The sequence below is a fragment of the Streptomyces sp. NBC_00631 genome (genome assembly GCF_045206895.1).
In the GTDB taxonomy this organism is placed as follows: Bacteria; Actinomycetota; Actinomycetes; order Streptomycetales; family Streptomycetaceae; genus Streptomyces.
In genome coordinates this window covers 7161085-7177998 of record NZ_CP107734.1, presented here as the reverse complement: position 1 = coordinate 7177998, position 16914 = coordinate 7161085, and the positions used below count along the sequence as shown (strand labels likewise).

Here is a 16914-nt window from a genome sequence, read left to right as displayed (position 1 = left end):
AAACGCCTCGGCCCCGTACGGCGCCGATCGGGCGTGATCAGGCCGTACGGGACCGAGGCGGCACGGTGGTGCGGCGGGCCGCCGGTGCGGACTACTCGGCCTGCGGGGGCAGCGCGGCGATGAACGGGTGGTCCCGCTCGATCAGGCCCAGCTTGCTGGCGCCGCCCGGGGAGCCGAGGTCGTCGAAGAACTCGACGTTGGCCTTGTAGTAGTCCTTCCACTCCTCCGGGGTGTCGTCCTCGTAGAAGATCGCCTCGACCGGGCAGACCGGCTCACAGGCTCCGCAGTCGACGCATTCGTCCGGGTGGATGTACAAGGACCGCTGGCCCTCGTAGATGCAGTCGACCGGGCACTCTTCGATGCACGCCTTGTCCTTCACGTCGACACAAGGCTGCGCGATGACGTAGGTCACGCTGTCGTTCCTCCTCGATTGGGCGCTGGCGGGCCTCCGTAGGCTCCGCCGCCTGGCGCGCGGGGGCGCGGCGTCGTCGATGCCCGCCCCTAGTATCTCCGTTCCTGGGCATGATCCGAACAGGAGGGGTGAACTGACCAGTGGAAATCTCGGCCGCAGGACGCTTCGAGGTCCGTATCACCACTGCTGACGTGGGTAAACGAGTATCGGTGCGCCGTTTGACCGGAAATGGTGTCGGCGCGGAGAAGTTCACCGACACGGTGGGTGTTCTCACATCATGGGACGACGACGGCATGCTGACGATCACACGGCGGGACGGGGAGATCGTCCGGATACCGGAGTCCACGCTGGTGGCGGCGAAGGTGGTGCCGGCCGCTCCGGCACGTCGGCGGGGGCCCGCGGCCTCGTACCCGGAACTCGCGCGGGTCGCGTCGCGCGGCTGGCGGCCGGTGGAGAGCGAGCGGCTCGGCGAGTGGGAGTTGCGGGCGGCCGCCGGGTTCACCCGGCGGGCGAACAGCGTTCTGCCGCTCGGTGATCCCGGGCTGCCGCTGGACGCGGCGCTGACGGCCGTACGGCGGTGGTACGGCGCACGGGGGCTGCCCGCCTACGTGCAGACCGCGACCGGCGCCGAGGGCACGCAGGAGCCGTTGTGCGCGGAGCTGGAGCGGCGCGGATGGGTGCGTGAGGTGAGCTCGGAGCTGTGGACCGGGGGGCTGGCGCCGGTGGCGGACCGGGCGGCGGGGGCCGGGGTGGTGCTCTCCCGGGAGGCGGGCGAGGACTGGCTGGCGCGGTACCAGCGCAAGGGCGTGAGCGAGATCGCGCTCAAGGTGCTGGGGGGAGGGCCGTCGGTGTGGTTCGCGACCGTGCCCGGCGAGCCCTCGGGAGCCACCCCCGCGGCCATCGGGCGGCTGGTGGTGGACGGCCGGTGGGCCGGGTTCGCCGCCGTCGAGGTGGATCCGGGGCTGCGGCGGCGGGGGCTGGCCACCGAGGTCATGGCCGCGCTCGCGCGGCGGGCGCTGGAGGAGGGCGCGTCGGCGGCCTGGCTCCAGGTGGAGACCGGCAACGAGGGGGCGCGGGCGCTCTACCGGCGGCTGGGCTTCGCGGCGCATCACGCGTACCACCACTACCGGGCACCGGAGGCGGACGGCTCCTGAATCCGGGAGCCGAGGCGGTACCGATCATTCCGAAGGGGCACGAAACAGCTATGGCTTCCGCTCAGCCGCATCCACGTCCGCCGTCGTCGGGTCGCGCCGCCGAGGTACGGCGGCGGTTCGCCGAGGAGGCGCGGTCCGAGCGGCCCGACCTGGCGACGCTGTGCCTGCTGCTGGGCGCGGTGGCGGACGGCTCGCTGGACGAGGCCGGGATCGACGCGGCGCAGATGGGCCTGGACCGGCTGGCCGGGCAGCTGCCGTACCGGCCGGGCGGGCCGCACGCCTGGGCGACGGCGGCGCACCGGCTGCTGGGCGAACGGTTCGGGTTCCGGGGGGCCGCCGCGGACTACCAGCGGCTGGAGTCCTCGCTGCTGCACGAGGTGCTGCGGCGCCGGCGCGGGCTGCCGATCCTGCTGTCCGTGGTGTGGCTGGAGGTCACGCGGCGGGCGGGGGCGCCGGTGTACGGGGTCGCGCTGCCGGGACACTTCGTGGTCGGGTTCGGGACGGCGGAGGAGCAGGTGCTGGCCGACCCGTTCGACGGCGGGCGGGTGCTGACCGGGGCGGACGCCGAGCTGCTGGTGGTGGGGGCGGCCGGGGTGCCGCTGGAGCCGGCGATGCTGGAACCGGCGGATCCCCTGGACGTCGTACGGCGGATTCTCAACAACGTGCGGTCGTGGGCGGCGGCTCGTCCGGAACGGTCGGATGTGGGCCTGTGGGCGGTGGACCTGTCCCTGCTGCTGCCGTCGCATCCCGCCCGACTGCGGTACGAGCGGGCACGGTTGCTGGTCGAGCGGGGTGACTTCGTCGACGGGGCCGAGGAGTTGGAGGAGTACGCCGAGCTGATCGACGTGGTCGACGAAGGTGCGGCGGAGAAGGTCCGGGGGGAGGCTCGCGCGGCGCGGGCCCGTCTCAACTGAGGCAGTTCGTGAGCCGGTTCGCCGTAGCGATGGCGGTGCATGGGCGGCCGCGGCTGTGTGGGGGCTCGTCGCGCGGTTCCCCGCGCCCCCCCCGGGGCGGCTGCCGGGGCCGGGGCCTGCAGGGCACCGCCGGGCTCTCCGGTCCGCCGCGACGCCGATCAGCCGAGCCGGCGTGGTCCGGCGGTGTCCGGCCGGCCGCACCTCCTGACCGGCTACAGCCAGCCCTTCTCCCGCGCGATCCGCACCGCTTCCGCCCTGTTGCGTACCGCGAGCTTCTGGATGGCCGTCGAGAGGTAGTTGCGGACCGTCCCCTGGGAGAGGTGCAGTGCTGCCGCCAGCTCCGCGTTCGTCGAGCCGTCGGCTGCCGCGCGCAGGACCTCGCGCTCGCGGTCGGTGAGGGGGTTGGCGCCCTCGGCGAGAGCGGCTGCCGCGAGGGTGGGGTCGATGACGCGTTCGCCGGCGAGGACCTTGCGGACGGCCTCGGCGAGCTGGGCGGCGGGGGCGTCCTTGACGAGGAAGGCGTCGGCACCCGCCTCCATCGCGCTGCGCAGATAGCCGGGGCGGCCGAAGGTGGTGAGGACGACCAGCTTCACGGCGGGCAGCGCCTTGTGGAGCTGCGCCGCCGCCTCGATGCCCGTGCAGCCCGGCATCTCGATGTCGAGCAGGGCCACGTCGACGGCGTTCGCCCGAGCCGCGGCCAGCACCTCGTCGCCGCGCGCGACCTGGGCCACGACCTCGATGTCGTCCTCCAGGCCCAGCAGGGCGGCCAGCGCCTCACGGACCATCGACTGGTCCTCGGCGAGGAGGACCTTGATCGTGCTGCTCATGCCCCGGATCCTACGGCCACGCCGGAGCCGAGCGGGACCCGGGCGACCAGCCGGAAACCACGCTTCACACGACCCGCCTCCAGCGTGCCGCCCGCCTTCTCCAGGCGCTCGGTGAGCCCGGTGAGCCCGTTGCCGGGGCCCTTGCCGGAGCCGCCCGAACCGTTGTCCTCGACGGCGAGTTCGAGGACCGGCCCGTCCAGGGTCTGACGGCGCAGCAGCTCCACCGTGCAGACGCCGGCCCCGCTGTGCCGCACGACGTTGGTGATCGCCTCCCGCAGCGCCCACGCGAGGGCCGCCTCGCCGTCGTCGGACACGCCGGCGAGGTCGGGGTCGGCCGGGACCTCGGCGGTGACCGCGGCGGCGGTCAGGGCCACCTGGGCGCCCGCGAGTTCGGCGGCGAGCCGGGGCCGCCGGTAGCCGGTGACCGCCTCCCGGACGTCCACCAGGGCCTGGCGGCTGACCTGTTCGATGTCGGAGACCTGCTGAGCCGCCTTGTCGGGGTGGTCCGGGAGCATCCGGCCCGCCAGCTCGCTCTTCAGCGTGATCAGGGAGAGCGAATGGCCCAGCAGGTCGTGCAGGTCGCGGGCGAGCCGCAACCGCTCCTCGTTCGCGGCCAGTTGGGCGACGGTGGCCCTGGCCTTGCGCAACTCGACAGTGGTGGCGACGAGTTGCCGGATGCCGGTCATGGAGTAGCCGACCAGGAGCACCACCAGGAACAGGCCCCAGGCCTCGTCCAGGTCGCGGGCGTGCCACCCCGCCAGCATCATGGCGGCCGTGGTGGCGGGGATCGTCCAGTAGGCGACGCGCAGCGGGAAGGTGACCCCGCACATCACGGAGACGTACACGAACAGGCCGAGCCAGGAGCTGCCGAGGCTGAAGGCGAGGACGACCGCGAGCACCCACTGCACGGCGACCGCGACGCTGACGATCCCGCCGCGGAACGGCCGGCCCATCTGGCGGAAGACGATGGTCAGGTAGATCCCGACGAAGGCCGCCAGGCCGGCCCAGCCGGCCACCGTGGCACCGGTGGTGTGGTGGCCGGCGGTCAGGTCGCCGACCGGGGAGGCCAGAAAGACCAGCCAGGGCAGGACCCACACCAGCTTGCGCAGCGCCTCGCCCCGGTTGCGGGGCGGCCGGCCGATGCGCACCAGCCGGTCCGCCCGTGCTTCCTCGTCGGGCCGCAGGTCTTCCGTCATCGCGCTCACGCCTTCAGCGTGTCCTTCCGGTACAGCCACGCCGCGCCGCCGACGAAGAGGGCGAAGAAGACGACGAGGATGGCGATGTCCTGGGCTTTGGGGGCCTGGCTCTGTTCGATGGCCCGCCCGAGTGCAGCGTACGCGTGCGTGGGCAGCCACTTCGCGATGTCCTGGAGCCAGGCCGGGAAGGAGGAGGACGGCCACCACAGGCCGCCGAGGATCGACAGGCCGAAGTAGGTGATCATCGTGATCGGGCGGACCGCGTCACCACTCGCCAGGTACCCGATGGCGACGCCGAGCGCGGCGAAGACCAGGCTGCCGGCCCAGATCGCGCCGGTGAGCGCGAACCACTGCCAGGCGTCGAGACGTACGTGCTTCACGGACGCGGCGACCAGGAAGACGACCACGATGGACGGCAGGCTCACCACGGCGGCGCTGGCGGTCTTGGCGAGGACGTAGCCGCGCCCGGGCAGGGTGGTCAGCCGCAGCTGCCGTACCCAGCCGCTCTCGCGCTCCTTGGCGATGCGTTCGCTGTTGCCCATCAGGACGGCGGTCAGGGCACCGAAGGAGGCCATCGACACCATGACGTAGGCGGCGACGGACAGGCCGGAGTTGTCGACGGTCCGGCTGGTGCCGCCCTGGCCGGCGACCAGCAGGAAGATGATCGAGGGGTAGATCACCGAGAAGAACAGGAACTTGCGGTTGCGCAGGGCGCGGGCGAGCTCCAGCCTGATCAGGGCGTTCATGACTGCGTGACCTCCTTGGCCTCCTCGGCCTCCGTGATGGCGACGAACGCCTGCTCCAGGCCGAGCCCGGCGACTTCGAGGTTGCGGGGGTAGACGCCGAGGCCGTACAGCGCGTGGACGGTGGCGTCGGCGTCGGACGACTGCATGCGGACGGTCTGGCCGCTTACGTCGACGACGGTGAGGAAGGGCAGCGCCCGCAGCGCGGCCTCGTCGATCTCGCCCTCCAGGTCGAAGGAGATCCGCCGCGCGCCCGCCTTGGCCTTGATCTCGGCGGCCGTGCCGTCGGCGAGCAGCCGGCCCCGGTGCAGCACCAGCACCCGGTCGGCGATGGCGTCGGCCTCTTCGAGGTAGTGGGTGGCGAACAGGACGGTACGGCCCTGGTCGGCCTGTTCGCGCATGGTGGCCCAGAACGCCTGGCGGGCGGAGACGTCCATGCCGGTGGTCGGCTCGTCCAGGACGATCAGGTCGCTGTCACCGGCGGTGGCGAGGGCGAAACGGACCCGCTGGGACTGGCCGCCGGAGAGCTTGTTGACCTTGCGGTCGGCGATCTGCGAGATGCCCGCGCGGGCGAGGACGTCGGTGACCTTGTACGGCTTCGGGTGCAGATCGCAGGCCAGCTTGACCAGTTCCTGGACGGTGACCTCGTCCATCAGGCCGCCGCTCTGCAGCATCGCGCCGACGCGCCCGGCGACGATGGCCTCCCGCGGGCTCAGGCCGAAGACGCTGACCGTGCCGGCGTCGGCCTGCTTGAGGCCGAGCAGCAGGTCGAGCGTGGTCGACTTGCCCGCGCCGTTGGGCCCGAGCAGGGCCACGGTCTCCCCCGGGTGCAGCCGCAGCGAGAGCCCGTCGACGGCCCGCACGTTCCCGTAGGTCTTGCTCACTTGGTCGAACCCGACCACCACCGGGGTCCCGGTGGCCGTCGTCGCCGCTGTCGTTGTCATGCGTCCATGCTGGCCGGGCGGGCGGGGGCACGGGCAGTGTCGGGCGTCCGGAGAGCCGCATGACAGATGTCATGAACAGCGCCTGACAAGCGCGAGGGGGCACCCGGTGATCGCCGGGCGCCCCGCTGCGGGCTCAGGTCAGCTGGGGTTGGTGTCGATGACTCCGATGCGCTGCGCCGCCGTCTTGCCGACCAGCGCCTTGCGCAGCGCAGAAGCGACATCCTGCGGGGTGACAGCCGTCTTCTGGCCGGTGCCGCGGGTGATCAGCACGCCGTCGAAGGTGCTGCCGTACGCCTCCTTGAGCGCCTCCAGGTTGTACGTCTCCACCAACTTGCCGTCGACGGCCTTGAAGCCGAGGATCTTGGGCAGTGAAAGGGAGCCGAACTGGATGCTGTGCACCGCGTCGGTCTGGATGGTGACCCGTTCTGACATCGCCGGCTCCGCGAAGGCCTTCATCTCGCGGTCGACCTCCGCGTTGGAGACCGTCGGCTGCACGGTGGTCGTCGGCACGCTCACCGCGGAGGCGGTGCCGGTCTCGACCATCGTCTCGTACGCCTGCTCGACCGCCTTCATCGAGCCGGCCGCGTCGATGCCCTTGCCCGCCTTGCCGTACACCGCGACGGCCTTGCCGGAGGTGAACTTGATCGTGCCCTCGGTGACCGAGCCGGAGCTGCCGCCGAGGTCCTTGAGGGCGGCCTGGAGCTTCTCCTCGTCGACCGGCATGACAGGGGCGACGACCCGCTTCTGGCCGAACAGGGAGCCGACCACGGAGACCGGGTTGTAGTCGCTCTTGGCGGCCGCCTCGACGGTGTTCTGCATGTCGAACTGCAGACCTGCCTGGTCCGGCGGCAGCGAGACGGTCTTGCCGTCGACCGACAGCTTCAGCGGCTTGTGCACGTTCTTGCCGAACGCGTCGTCGAGCTTCTTGACCGCGTCGTCACGGGTGCCGCCGCCGATGTCGACGCCGAGCACGGTGGTGCCCTTGGGCACGTCGGAGTGGTTCATGAGCAGCCCGGCGCCGTAGAGGCCGACACCGGCGACCACCACGACACCGCCGAGCAGCGGCAGCTTGCCACGCTTCTTCTTGGCCTTCGCCTTGCCCTTGCCCTTGGCCTCGGCCGGGGGCGGCGAGACCGGCTCGGGCAGCTTCGGGGGCGTGTGCGGCAGCGGCCCGTCGGTGCGGGTACCCGGCGCGAACGGGGACTTGGCGCCCGGCGGCACGACCGGGACGCCGCTGGTGACGGTGTGCCCGGACACGTTCTCGGCCGGGGTGCCGTAGCCGGGCATGCCCGGTTCGGGGGCGGGCTTCTGCGGGGTGAGGATCGCGGTGTCGTCGCTCAGACCGCCGCCGGGGACGGCGAGTCCGGGACCGCCGGGGGTGGTGCTCGCGCCGGGTCGGCCGTGGCCGCCGCGGGCGCGCGGGCCACCGGGACCGCCGGGGCCGGCCGGGCCGCCGCCGGGACCCGCGGGGCCGTTCGGGGTGCCGAACGGCTCGCCGCCGTTGAAGGCCCCGCCCGCCGGGCCGCCGGGGCCGCCCTGGCCGCCGAAGGGTTCGCCGCCGTTGGCCGGCGGGACGAACGGGCCGTCACCGGTGACCGGGCCGCCGGTGGGGCCCGCCGGGCCCTGTGGGCCGCCGAGGCCGCCCGGACCGCCCGGCCCGTTGAAGCCGCCGGGGCCGTTGAAGCCGCTGGGGCCGGCCGGGCCGCCGCCGGGCGCGCCGGGTCCGGCCTGGGCGCCGTTCTGGCCGCCGTTGTCGGAGAAGTAGGGCAGGTCGTCGCGGCCGCCCTTCGCGCCGCCCCGGGAGCCGCCGAGCGGGCCCGCGGCGAGCGCCTCGGTCACGTCGAAGGAGCCGGTGCCGCCACCGTGGCCGGGAGCCACCGGCCCGCCGGTCGCACCCGTGGGCAGCCCCGCGCCGTTGGTCGCGCCGGGCCGGGACCCGCCGGGCACGCTCATGGAGCCGACGACACCGCCCGGACGGCCGCCGCCCGCACGCGCACCGCCCTGGGTCGCCGGGCCGCCGGACGGCGGGCCGGCCGGCGTCGCGCCGTTGCCCGCCGCGGCGGGCGAACCGGTGGGCGTTCCGGCGCCGTTGGTGGCGCCGCCGCGCGGACCGCCCTTGGCGGGGGCGGACTTGCGTGGCGCGAACCACTCGCTGGCCTTCTCCTCGGCGGCCGGCGTGGCCGCCTGCTCGGGAGCGGGCGGTTCGACGGTGCCGGTGGACATGGCGGTACCCGCCGGCCGTGCGTGCGTGCCGGTCTCCTCGCCCGCGCCGCCGACGCCGGCCGCGGCGCCCTCGACATCCGCGACGGGGGTACGGACGACCACGGGCGGAATCGGCCGGGAACCGGGGATGTTGATCCGGATCCGAGTCGTCAGCGTGGTCTCGGTCTTGCGTTCCTCCGGCTGCGCGGCCGAACGGGCCGCGCCCGTGGCGTCGTCGGAAGCCATGGGGGTCCCGTACGGCGGCGTGCCGGAGGGGTATGCGGATCCACCGCGCCCGTTGGGCCCGGAGGACGGAGTGTCAGTTTCACGACTCAAGGCAGGTTCTCCCGGTTGGCTCCACCGCCCGTGACGACCTTGCTCGGGCGGTTCGGCGGCGCGCACCACCATACTGGCCACTTCTGACGCTTATCCCATGACCGCTGGGGAAACCCACACCGGACTCGCACGGGCGCCCCACGGCGAAGCGGTACGTCACTTGCCAAGTCGGGCGTCGTCCGCTTGAGGTTGCCGCCCCAAACCCATTGTGGCGCAGATCACAGCCAACGCCATGCCGCCGAGCAGGAAGAGGTACGAGCCGCCTCCCGCGCCGAACAGGAAGTCACCTTCCGGCCTGCTGGCGGTGAGAAAGATGACGGCGACGACCCAGCCGAAGGCGGGTGCGACGGCCCCGGAGCGGCTCGCCACGGCCCTGGCCCCGCCGAGGAAGAGCCCGGCGGCGCCGGCCAGGGCGAGCAGGAGCCCGCCCGGGAACCAGCCGGCCTGGACGAGGGCCCCGGCGATCCCGACCACGGCTCCGAGCACGACCAGCCCGAGGAGGGCCGCGACCCGCCCGGCCGAGGGTGCCTGCAACGGTTGCGCGAGCATCGCCCCGCGGCCACCGGAACTCATGACGCCTCCCCGAGGCCCGCGAAGAGATCGGTCTCGCGCGGCGCACCGGGCTCGCCGCCCACCAACTCGTAGTACTCCGTGGTGAACACGGGCTGCGCCAGCTCGTTGGAGAGCGCGAAGTAGCGGGCGCCGTGCGGTGCCACCTCGACCTGGGTGGCGTGGGCGGCCATCGCGGCTGTCTTCGCACCGGCGTACGCGGCGCCGTCGATCTCGGTGGTGATCCGGCCGTCCGCGACCACGCCCGGCACGTCGTCGACGGCGGCGGACTTGGCGAAGGGCAGCGCCGGCAGGTCCTCCTGGAGGCGGGCGAAGGCGGCCTCGGCGACCGTGCGCGGGACGCGGTTCCAGTACACCTTGGCGACGCGGTGGCCGGCGTCGGCGGCGAGCTCGACGGCTCTCATGGCGACACGGTGGGCCTGGATGTGGTCCGGGTGGCCATACCCGCCGTTGTCGTCGTAGGTGACGAGGACCTGGGGGCGGGTCTCCAGGATCACCTCGGCCAGGTGCCCGGCGGCCTCGTCGAGGTCGGCCTGCCAGAAGCAGTCGGGTGTGTCGTTGTCGGGCAGACCCATCATTCCGGAGTCGCGGTAGCGGCCGGCGCCGCCGAGCAGCCGGAAGTCGCCGACGCCGAGCTCGCGCAGGGCGGCGGTGAGCTCGCCCAGCCGGTACTCGCCCAGCGCGGGGCCGGTGAGATGCCGCAGCTCGGGCGGGATCACCTCGCCGCCCTCGCCGAGGGTGCAGGTGACCAGCGTCACATGGGCACCCTGGGCCGCGTAGCGGGCCATGGTGACGCCGTTGTTGATCGACTCGTCGTCCGGGTGCGCGTGCACGAGCAACAGACGCCGGGAGGGCAGTTCCGTCATGTGCCCACCCTACGAAACGCCGCCGACAGTGCCGCGCAGCCCCGGTCTCGACGGGGTCAGAACTTGATGCTGCCGATCATGCTGGCGACATTGGTCGTCAGGTCGCTGATCGTCGGTGCGACGGTAGAGGAGGCGAGATAGAAACCGAGCAGCATGCACACCACGGCATGACCGCCCTTCAGACCCGACTTCTTGATCAACAAGAAGACGATGATCGCCAGCAGCACCACCGCCGAAATCGAGAGTGCCACGGCGGCTCACCTCCAAAGATCCCAGGGACGCGGGGGGTTCGGACTATGGGGGTTGTAGATCGGTACAGCAACTCCATGCGCAAGCCAGCAGGTTCATACCCACCTGGCGGTAGTGATCATAACTATGCGTGCTCGCGCATCGCTCGGCGCACGGCCGCACAAGGGGGCGCATGGCCAATATGGTCGGGGCATGACGACCGAGGCTGTCTCATTCCCCCGCCGGCACGCCCGCACCCTGCGTTTCACGCTCGGCGCGCCGCGCGCGTTCACCGTGGCCCCCGACGGCTCCCGCGTGGCGTTTCTGCGCTCCGGTTCCGGCACCGACCGCGCCAACTCCCTCTGGGTTCTCGATGTGCCGAGCGGCGAGGAGCGCCTCGCGGCGGACCCGCGCACCCTGCTCAGCGGCGCCGAGGAGCATCTCTCGCCCCAGGAGCGGGCCCGTCGTGAACGCAGCCGTGAGGGCGGCGCCGGCATCGTCGGCTACGCCGCCGACGGGGCCCTGGAGCTGGCGTCTTTCGCCTTGTCAGGGCGGCTTTTCACGGCCGAGCTCAGGGCCGGCACGGCACGCGAACTCACCGTCCCCGGACCGGTGATCGACCCGCGCCCGTCCCCCGACGGCCGGCATGTCGCGTACGTCACGGAGGGCGCCCTGCGCGTGGTGGGCGCCGAGGGTGAGGGCGACCGGGCGCTCGCGGAGCCGGAGTCGGAACAGGTCACCTACGGATTGGCCGAGTTCATCGCGGCCGAGGAGATGGGGCGCACCCGCGGCTTCTGGTGGTCGCCGGCCTCCGACCGGCTGCTCGTCGCGCGCGTGGACGACACGCCGGTACAGCGGTGGTGGATCGCCGACCCCGCCCACCCGGAGCGTGAGCCACATCATGTCGCCTACCCGGCAGCGGGCACCGGGAACGCGGACGTACGCCTGTTCGTGCACGACCTCGACGGGAAGCGCACCGAGGTCTCCTGGGACCGGGCGCGCTATCCGTACGTGGCGCATGTGCACTGGTCAGAAGCGGGTGCACCGCTGCTGCTCGTACAGGCGCGCGACCAGCGCAGCCAGCTGTTCCTGGCCGTGGATCCGGGGTCGGGGGCGACCCGGATGGTGCACGCCGACGAAGATCCAACATGGCTGGAACTGTTCGGTGGAGTGCCCTGCTGGAGCCCCTCCGGACAGCTGGTCCGGATCGCCGACGAGGGTGGCGCCCGGGTCCTCGCGGTGGGTGAACGGCCGCTCACGGGACCCCAGTTGCACATCCGTGCGGTTCTCGATGTCACCACCGATGACGTGCTGGTTTCCGCGTCCGCCGGCGAGGAGGCCGAGTCCCCCGAGATCGGCGAGGTACACGTCTACCGCGTGAACGAGCTCGGCGTGGAGCGCGTGTCGCAGGAGCCCGGCGTGCACACGGCGGTGCGCGCCGGGGGCGTGACCGTACTGGTCTCCGCCACGCCGGACAGCCCGGGCACCCGCACGCAGGTACTGCGCGAGGGAAAGCGCCTGGCGACTGTCACCTCGTACGCCGAAGACCCCGGTTTGTCCCCGCGCGTGACGCTCACCGAGGGGGGCGCACGCCGAATTCCGTGCGCCGTGCTTATGCCACGGGACTACCACGGCGACACTCCCCTTCCGGTTCTGCTCGACCCCTACGGCGGTCCGCACGGCCAGCGGGTGGTCGCCGCACACAACGCCCACCTGACCTCCCAGTGGTTCGCCGACCAGGGCTTCGCGGTGATCGTCGCCGACGGCCGGGGCACCCCGGGCCGCTCCCCCGCCTGGGAGAAGTCCATCAAGGACGACGTCGCGGCGACCGTCCTCCAGGACCAGGTGGACGCCCTCCAGGCGCTCGCCGCCGACTTCCCTCTCGACCTGACCAAGGTGGCCATCCGCGGCTGGTCCTTCGGCGGCTACCTCGCCGCCCTCGCGGCCCTGCGCCGCCCCGACGTCTTCCACACGGCGGTGGTCGGCGCCCCGGTGACCGACCTGCGCCTGTACGACACCCACTACCAGGAGCGCTACCTCGGCGACCCCGGCGAGCAGCCGGAGGTCTACCGCCGCAACTCGGTGATCGACGACGCGGGCCTGGTCGACGCGGCCGAACCCCACCGCCCGATGATGATCATCCACGGCCTGGCGGACGACAACGTGGTGGTCGCCCACTCCCTGCGCCTGTCCAGCGCCCTGCTGGCCGCGGGCCGCCCGCACGAGGTCCTCCCGCTGTCGGGCGTGACCCACATGACTCCGCAGGAACAGGTGGCGGAGAACCTCCTGCTGCTCCAACTGGACTTCCTGAAGAGGACGTTGGGCCTGGCGCCCCTTTAGGGGCGCGGGGAACTGCGCGTCAAGCCCCCACCGGCCCGCAGATCCCCTTCGGCCGCACCCAGCGGAGCGAACGGCAACGGGCCGGGACGACATGGCGCGTCCCGGCCCGTTTACGGCACCCGCACGGCCGTACGCTGAAAAGCGTGCCGCGTCCGTATATCGAGACCGGGTCAGAGAAGTTGCCTATGTGTTAACGCAATTGGCCCACATATGCCCCGCTACGCACCCCCGTTACCAAGATCGTCCACCGTCTCCCCGGCCGGCTCCTCCGGAGGAACCACCCGCTTCTCCTCCGCGAAGTGGCAGGCGGAGTCATGGGCGGCCGGCCCCGGCGCGAGCCGGAAGACGGCCGGCACCGCGAGCAACGGCACCTCCAGCGCGCACCGCTCCTCGGCCTTCCAGCACCGCGTGCGGAACCGGCACCCCGACGGAATGTTCGTCGGCGACGGGACGTCCCCGCTCAGGATGATCCGCTCCCGGTGCTCCCGCGCCTCCGGGTCCGGTACCGGCACCGCGGAGAGCAGTGCCTGGGTGTAGGGGTGGGTCGGGTGCTCGTAGATCTCCTCGTCCGTGCCGATCTCCACGATCCGCCCGAGGTACATCACCCCGACCCGGTCCGAGATGTGCCGCACGATCGACAGGTCGTGGGCGATGAAGACGTACGACAGGTCGAAGTCGTTCTGGAGCCGGTCGAGCAGGTTGATCACCTGGGCCTGCACGGAGACGTCGAGCGCGGACACCGGTTCGTCGGCGACGATCACCTCGGGACGCAGCGCGAGCCCCCGCGCGATGCCGATGCGCTGCCGCTGGCCGCCGGAGAACTGGTGCGGATAGCGGTTGATGTACTCGGGGTTGAGCCCCACCACGTCCAGCAGCTCCCGCACCCGCTGGCGCCGGTCGCCCTTGGGAGCCGCCTCGGGATGGATCTCGTACGGCTCCCCGATGATGTCGCCGACGGTCATCCGGGGGTTGAGGGAGGTGTAGGGGTCCTGGAAGACCATCTGGATGTTGCGGCGGACCGCTTTGAGCGCACGGCCGCTCAGCTTCGTGATGTCCTCGCCCTTGTACTTGATCAACCCCGCCGTCGGCCGCTCAAGGTTGACGAGCATCTTGGCAACTGTTGACTTGCCGCAGCCGGACTCCCCGACGATACCGAGGGTCTCCCCTTTGTTGAGCACGAAGTCGACACCGTCAACAGCCTTGACGGCACCGATCTGCTTCTTGATCAAGATGCCCCGGGTCAGGGGGTAGTACTTGACCAGTCCACTGACTTCCAGGATCGGCTCAACCACCCTGTCAACCATTGAGGCACTCCCTCCAGAAGTGGCAGGCGCTGCCCCGGTGCTGATCCACCTCGTACAACGGTGGTTCGTCGGTGCGGCAGACGTCCTGGGCCATCGGGCAGCGCGGGTTGAAGGCGCACCCCGGAGGGATGTTCATCAGGTTGGGCGGCAGGCCCTTGATGGCGTAGAGCTCCTGGCCCTTCTGGTCGAGGCGCGGGATGGAGTCGAGGAGCCCGCGCGTATAGGGGTGGGCCGGCGCCTTGTAGATGTCGTGCACGGGCGCGGACTCGACGATCCGCCCCGCGTACATCACGGCGATACGGTCCGCCACGTCCGCGACCACGCCCAGGTCGTGGGTGATCAGGATCAGCCCCATGTGGTACTCGCGCTGCAGCTCCGCGAGCAGGTCCATGACCTGGGCCTGCACGGTCACGTCCAGGGCGGTCGTCGGTTCGTCGGCGATGATGAGCGCCGGTTCCAGGGCCAGCGCCATGGCGATCATGATGCGCTGGCGCATGCCCCCGGAGAACTGGTGCGGATAGTCCCGGACCCGCTGGGCGGCGCCCGGGATCCGCACCCGGTCCATCAGCTCGACCGCCCTGGCCCGCGCGTCCTTCTTCGACATCCCCCGGTGCACGACGAACATCTCGCCGAGCTGGTCGCCCACGCTCAGCACCGGGTTCAGCGCCGACAGCGCGTCCTGGAAGATCATCGCCATCTCGGCGCCCCGGATGCTCCTTCTCTCCTCTTCTTTCAGTTTCAGCAGGTCGCGGCCCCTGAAGAGGATCTCGCCCCCGCCGATCCGCCCGGGCGGCGTGTCGAGGATCCCCATCACGGCCTGCGCGGTCACGGACTTCCCGGACCCCGACTCGCCCAGCACGGCCAGCGTCTCGCCGGCGTCGACGGCGTACGAGACGCCGTTGACCGCCTTCGCCACCCCGTCCCGGGTCCGGAACTCCACATGCAGATCGCGTACTTCGAGCAGCATGTCGCCGGCTCACCTCAGCTTCGGGTCGAGGGCGTCGCGCACCGCGTCGCCGAGCATGATGAAGGCCAGGACGGTGAGCGCGAGCGCCCCGGAGGGCCACAGCAGCGCGTGCGGGGCGTTGCGGATGTAGGGCGAGGCGGCGGAGATGTCGATGCCCCAGGAGACGCTGGGCGGCTTCAGGCCGACGCCGAGGTACGACAGGGTCGCCTCCAGGGCGATGTAGGTGCCGAGCGCGATGGTCGCCACGACGATCACGGGGGCGACGGCGTTCGGCGCGATGTGCCGCAGCAGGATGCGGGAGTTGGAGGCGCCGAGGGCGCGGGCGGCCTGGACGTAGTCGTTCTGCCGGGCGGTGATCACCGAGCCGCGGGCGATCCGGGAGATCTGGGGCCAGCCGAGCAGCACCATGAACCCGATGACCGGCCAGACCGTATTGCTCGTCACCACCGAGAGGAGGACGAGACCGCCGAGGACGACCGGGATCGCGAAGAAGACGTCGGTGATCCGGGACAGCACCGAGTCCCAGAACCCGCCGAAGAACCCGGCGAGCCCGCCGAGCACCGACCCGAGCAACGCGACCCCGAGCGTGGCGCAGACTCCCACCGTGACGGACGTACGGGCGCCGTACACGGTCCGCGTGTAGACGTTGCAGCCCTGGCCGTCGTACCCGAAGGGAGCGCCCGGCTGGGAGCCCTCCTGGGCCTTGGCGAGGTCGCACGAGAGGGGGCTGCCGGAGGCGATCAGGGACGGCCACAGGGAGATGACGACGAGGAAGAGGATGACGAGGGCGGAGACGATGAAGACCGGGTTGCGGCGCAGGTCCCGCCAGGCGTCGGACCAGAGCGAGCGAGGCTTGGCCGCCGGGCCGGTGCCCAGCGGTCCGCCCGGTGTCCTCTCCAGCGTCTGCGCCTCGCTCGTCGCGAGGTCCATCGCCCCGCCCGCACCGGTCCCCGCGATCGCCCGGTCGGGCTCGAACGGCTGCTCAGGCATAGCGGATCCTCGGGTCGAGTACGGCGTAGAGCAGGTCCACCAGGAGGTTGGCCACCAGGAACACCAGGACCAGCACGGTCACGAACCCCACCACGGTCTGGGTGTTCTGCCGCAGGATCCCCTGGTAGAGCTGGTAGCCGACGCCGTGGATGTTGAAGATCCGCTCGGTGACGATCGCGCCGCCCATGAGCGCGCCGATGTCGGTGCCGATGAAGGTGACGACGGGGATGAGGGAGTTGCGCAGCAGGTGCCGGGTGATGACCCGGCTGCGGGGCAGGCCCTTGGCGACCGCCGTACGGACGTAGTCGCTCCGTTTGTTCTCGGCGATGGAGGTGCGGGTCAGCCGTGTGACATAGGCGAGCGACACGGAGGCGAGCACCAGCCCGGGCACGATCAGCTCGCCGAAGGTGGCCTCCGGGGAGACGGAGGGTTTGATCCAGCCCCATTCCACTCCCAGGAGGAGCTGGAGCAGCAGGCCGGTGACGAAGGTCGGTACGGAGATGACGACCAGGGTGGCGAGCAGCACCCCCGTGTCGACGGGCCGCCCGCGCCGCAGCCCGGTCACCACGCCCAGCGTGATGCCGATGACGATCTCGAAGACGATGGCCACGACGGTCAGCCGGATGGTGACGGGGAACGCGGTGGACATCAGCTCGGTGACCGGCTGCCCGTTGAACGCCGTACCGAAGTCCCCGGTGAAGACGTTCCCCATATAGGTGAGATATTGCTGCCACACCGGCTTGTCGAGGCCGAACTCCTTCTTCAGCTGGGCGGCGGTCGCGGGGTCGCAGGCCCGCTCGCCGCACAGGCCGGCGATCGGGTCGCCCATGACATTGACCATGAGGAAGATCAGCAGCGTGGCCCCGACGAACACCGGGATCATCTGGAGCAGCCGCCGGACGACGTAGCGCCCCATGCCGG

General features: G+C 71.8%; 16 protein-coding genes. 3 read left to right on the top strand and 13 right to left on the bottom strand.

Annotation, left to right across the window (positions count from 1 at the left end; genetic code table 11):
- Positions 1-91: 91 nt before the first annotated feature.
- Positions 92-412 carry a ferredoxin gene (gene fdxA, locus OHB00_RS33135; RefSeq protein ID WP_089098949.1) on the bottom strand — a complete coding sequence of 107 codons (321 nt, stop codon included), beginning with the start codon at positions 410-412 and terminating at the stop codon, positions 92-94.
- 140 nt (positions 413-552) lie between these two features.
- Between fdxA and OHB00_RS33130 the strand changes: the two genes are divergently transcribed.
- Together OHB00_RS33130 and OHB00_RS33125 are read left to right on the top strand one after the other, a co-directional pair.
- Positions 553-1566: a GNAT family N-acetyltransferase gene (locus OHB00_RS33130; RefSeq protein ID WP_406440235.1), complete on the top strand. Its 1014-nt coding sequence runs from the start codon at positions 553-555 to the stop codon at positions 1564-1566.
- Between the two features lie 50 nt (positions 1567-1616).
- Entirely contained in the window at positions 1617-2480 is an 864-nt protein-coding gene (locus OHB00_RS33125; protein ID WP_406440233.1) for a transglutaminase-like domain-containing protein, read from the top strand.
- Positions 2481-2692: 212 nt separating this feature from the next.
- On the opposite strand, the gene OHB00_RS33120 is transcribed toward OHB00_RS33125, so the two are convergent.
- From OHB00_RS33120 to OHB00_RS33085, 8 genes are all read right to left on the bottom strand, one after another.
- Entirely contained in the window at positions 2693-3307 is a 615-nt protein-coding gene (locus OHB00_RS33120; RefSeq protein WP_406440231.1) for a response regulator transcription factor, read from the bottom strand.
- Positions 3304-4503, bottom strand: coding sequence for a sensor histidine kinase (locus tag OHB00_RS33115; protein ID WP_406446096.1), 1200 nt, complete (start codon positions 4501-4503; stop codon positions 3304-3306). Before OHB00_RS33115 ends, OHB00_RS33120 begins: the two co-directional genes overlap by 4 nt.
- Positions 4504-4508: 5 nt before the next feature.
- Complete coding sequence (locus OHB00_RS33110) at positions 4509-5249, bottom strand: ABC transporter permease (RefSeq protein WP_406440230.1); 741 nt, start codon at positions 5247-5249, stop codon at positions 4509-4511.
- Complete coding sequence (locus OHB00_RS33105; RefSeq protein WP_406440228.1) at positions 5246-6190, bottom strand: ABC transporter ATP-binding protein; 945 nt, start codon at positions 6188-6190, stop codon at positions 5246-5248. Before OHB00_RS33105 ends, OHB00_RS33110 begins: the two co-directional genes overlap by 4 nt.
- Positions 6191-6328: 138 nt before the next feature.
- Positions 6329-8728, bottom strand: a complete 2400-nt coding sequence (locus OHB00_RS33100; RefSeq protein WP_406440226.1) for a hypothetical protein — start codon at positions 8726-8728, stop codon at positions 6329-6331.
- Between the two features lie 156 nt (positions 8729-8884).
- Positions 8885-9301: a DUF6113 family protein gene (locus tag OHB00_RS33095; RefSeq protein ID WP_406440224.1), complete on the bottom strand. Its 417-nt coding sequence runs from the start codon at positions 9299-9301 to the stop codon at positions 8885-8887.
- Positions 9298-10164, bottom strand: a complete 867-nt coding sequence (gene mshB, locus OHB00_RS33090; protein WP_406440222.1) for an N-acetyl-1-D-myo-inositol-2-amino-2-deoxy-alpha-D-glucopyranoside deacetylase — start codon at positions 10162-10164, stop codon at positions 9298-9300. The genes OHB00_RS33095 and mshB overlap by 4 nt, the downstream gene beginning before the upstream one ends.
- Before the next feature lie 56 nt (positions 10165-10220).
- Positions 10221-10415 carry a hypothetical protein gene (locus tag OHB00_RS33085; protein WP_046733847.1) on the bottom strand — a complete coding sequence of 65 codons (195 nt, stop codon included), beginning with the start codon at positions 10413-10415 and terminating at the stop codon, positions 10221-10223.
- Between the two features lie 190 nt (positions 10416-10605).
- Here OHB00_RS33085 and OHB00_RS33080 point away from each other — a divergent pair, with 190 nt between their 5' ends.
- The gene (locus OHB00_RS33080; protein WP_406440221.1) at positions 10606-12732 is read left to right on the top strand and encodes a prolyl oligopeptidase family serine peptidase; all 2127 of its coding nucleotides are present in this window, start codon (positions 10606-10608) and stop codon (positions 12730-12732) included.
- A 218-nt stretch (positions 12733-12950) separates the two neighbouring features.
- Here the strand turns inward: OHB00_RS33080 and OHB00_RS33075 are convergent, their stop codons facing one another.
- The 4 genes from OHB00_RS33075 to OHB00_RS33060 are packed head-to-tail and all read right to left on the bottom strand — an operon-like array spanning position 12951 to position 16909.
- Entirely contained in the window at positions 12951-14036 is a 1086-nt protein-coding gene (locus OHB00_RS33075; RefSeq protein WP_406440219.1) for an ABC transporter ATP-binding protein, read from the bottom strand.
- Positions 14029-15003, bottom strand: coding sequence for an ABC transporter ATP-binding protein (locus tag OHB00_RS33070; RefSeq protein WP_406440217.1), 975 nt, complete (start codon positions 15001-15003; stop codon positions 14029-14031). The genes OHB00_RS33075 and OHB00_RS33070 overlap by 8 nt, the downstream gene beginning before the upstream one ends.
- Positions 15004-15012: 9 nt before the next feature.
- Positions 15013-15993, bottom strand: coding sequence for an ABC transporter permease (locus OHB00_RS33065; protein ID WP_406440216.1), 981 nt, complete (start codon positions 15991-15993; stop codon positions 15013-15015).
- Complete coding sequence (locus OHB00_RS33060) at positions 15986-16909, bottom strand: ABC transporter permease (protein ID WP_406440214.1); 924 nt, start codon at positions 16907-16909, stop codon at positions 15986-15988. Before OHB00_RS33060 ends, OHB00_RS33065 begins: the two co-directional genes overlap by 8 nt.
- Between the last annotated feature and the right edge of the window lie 5 nt (positions 16910-16914).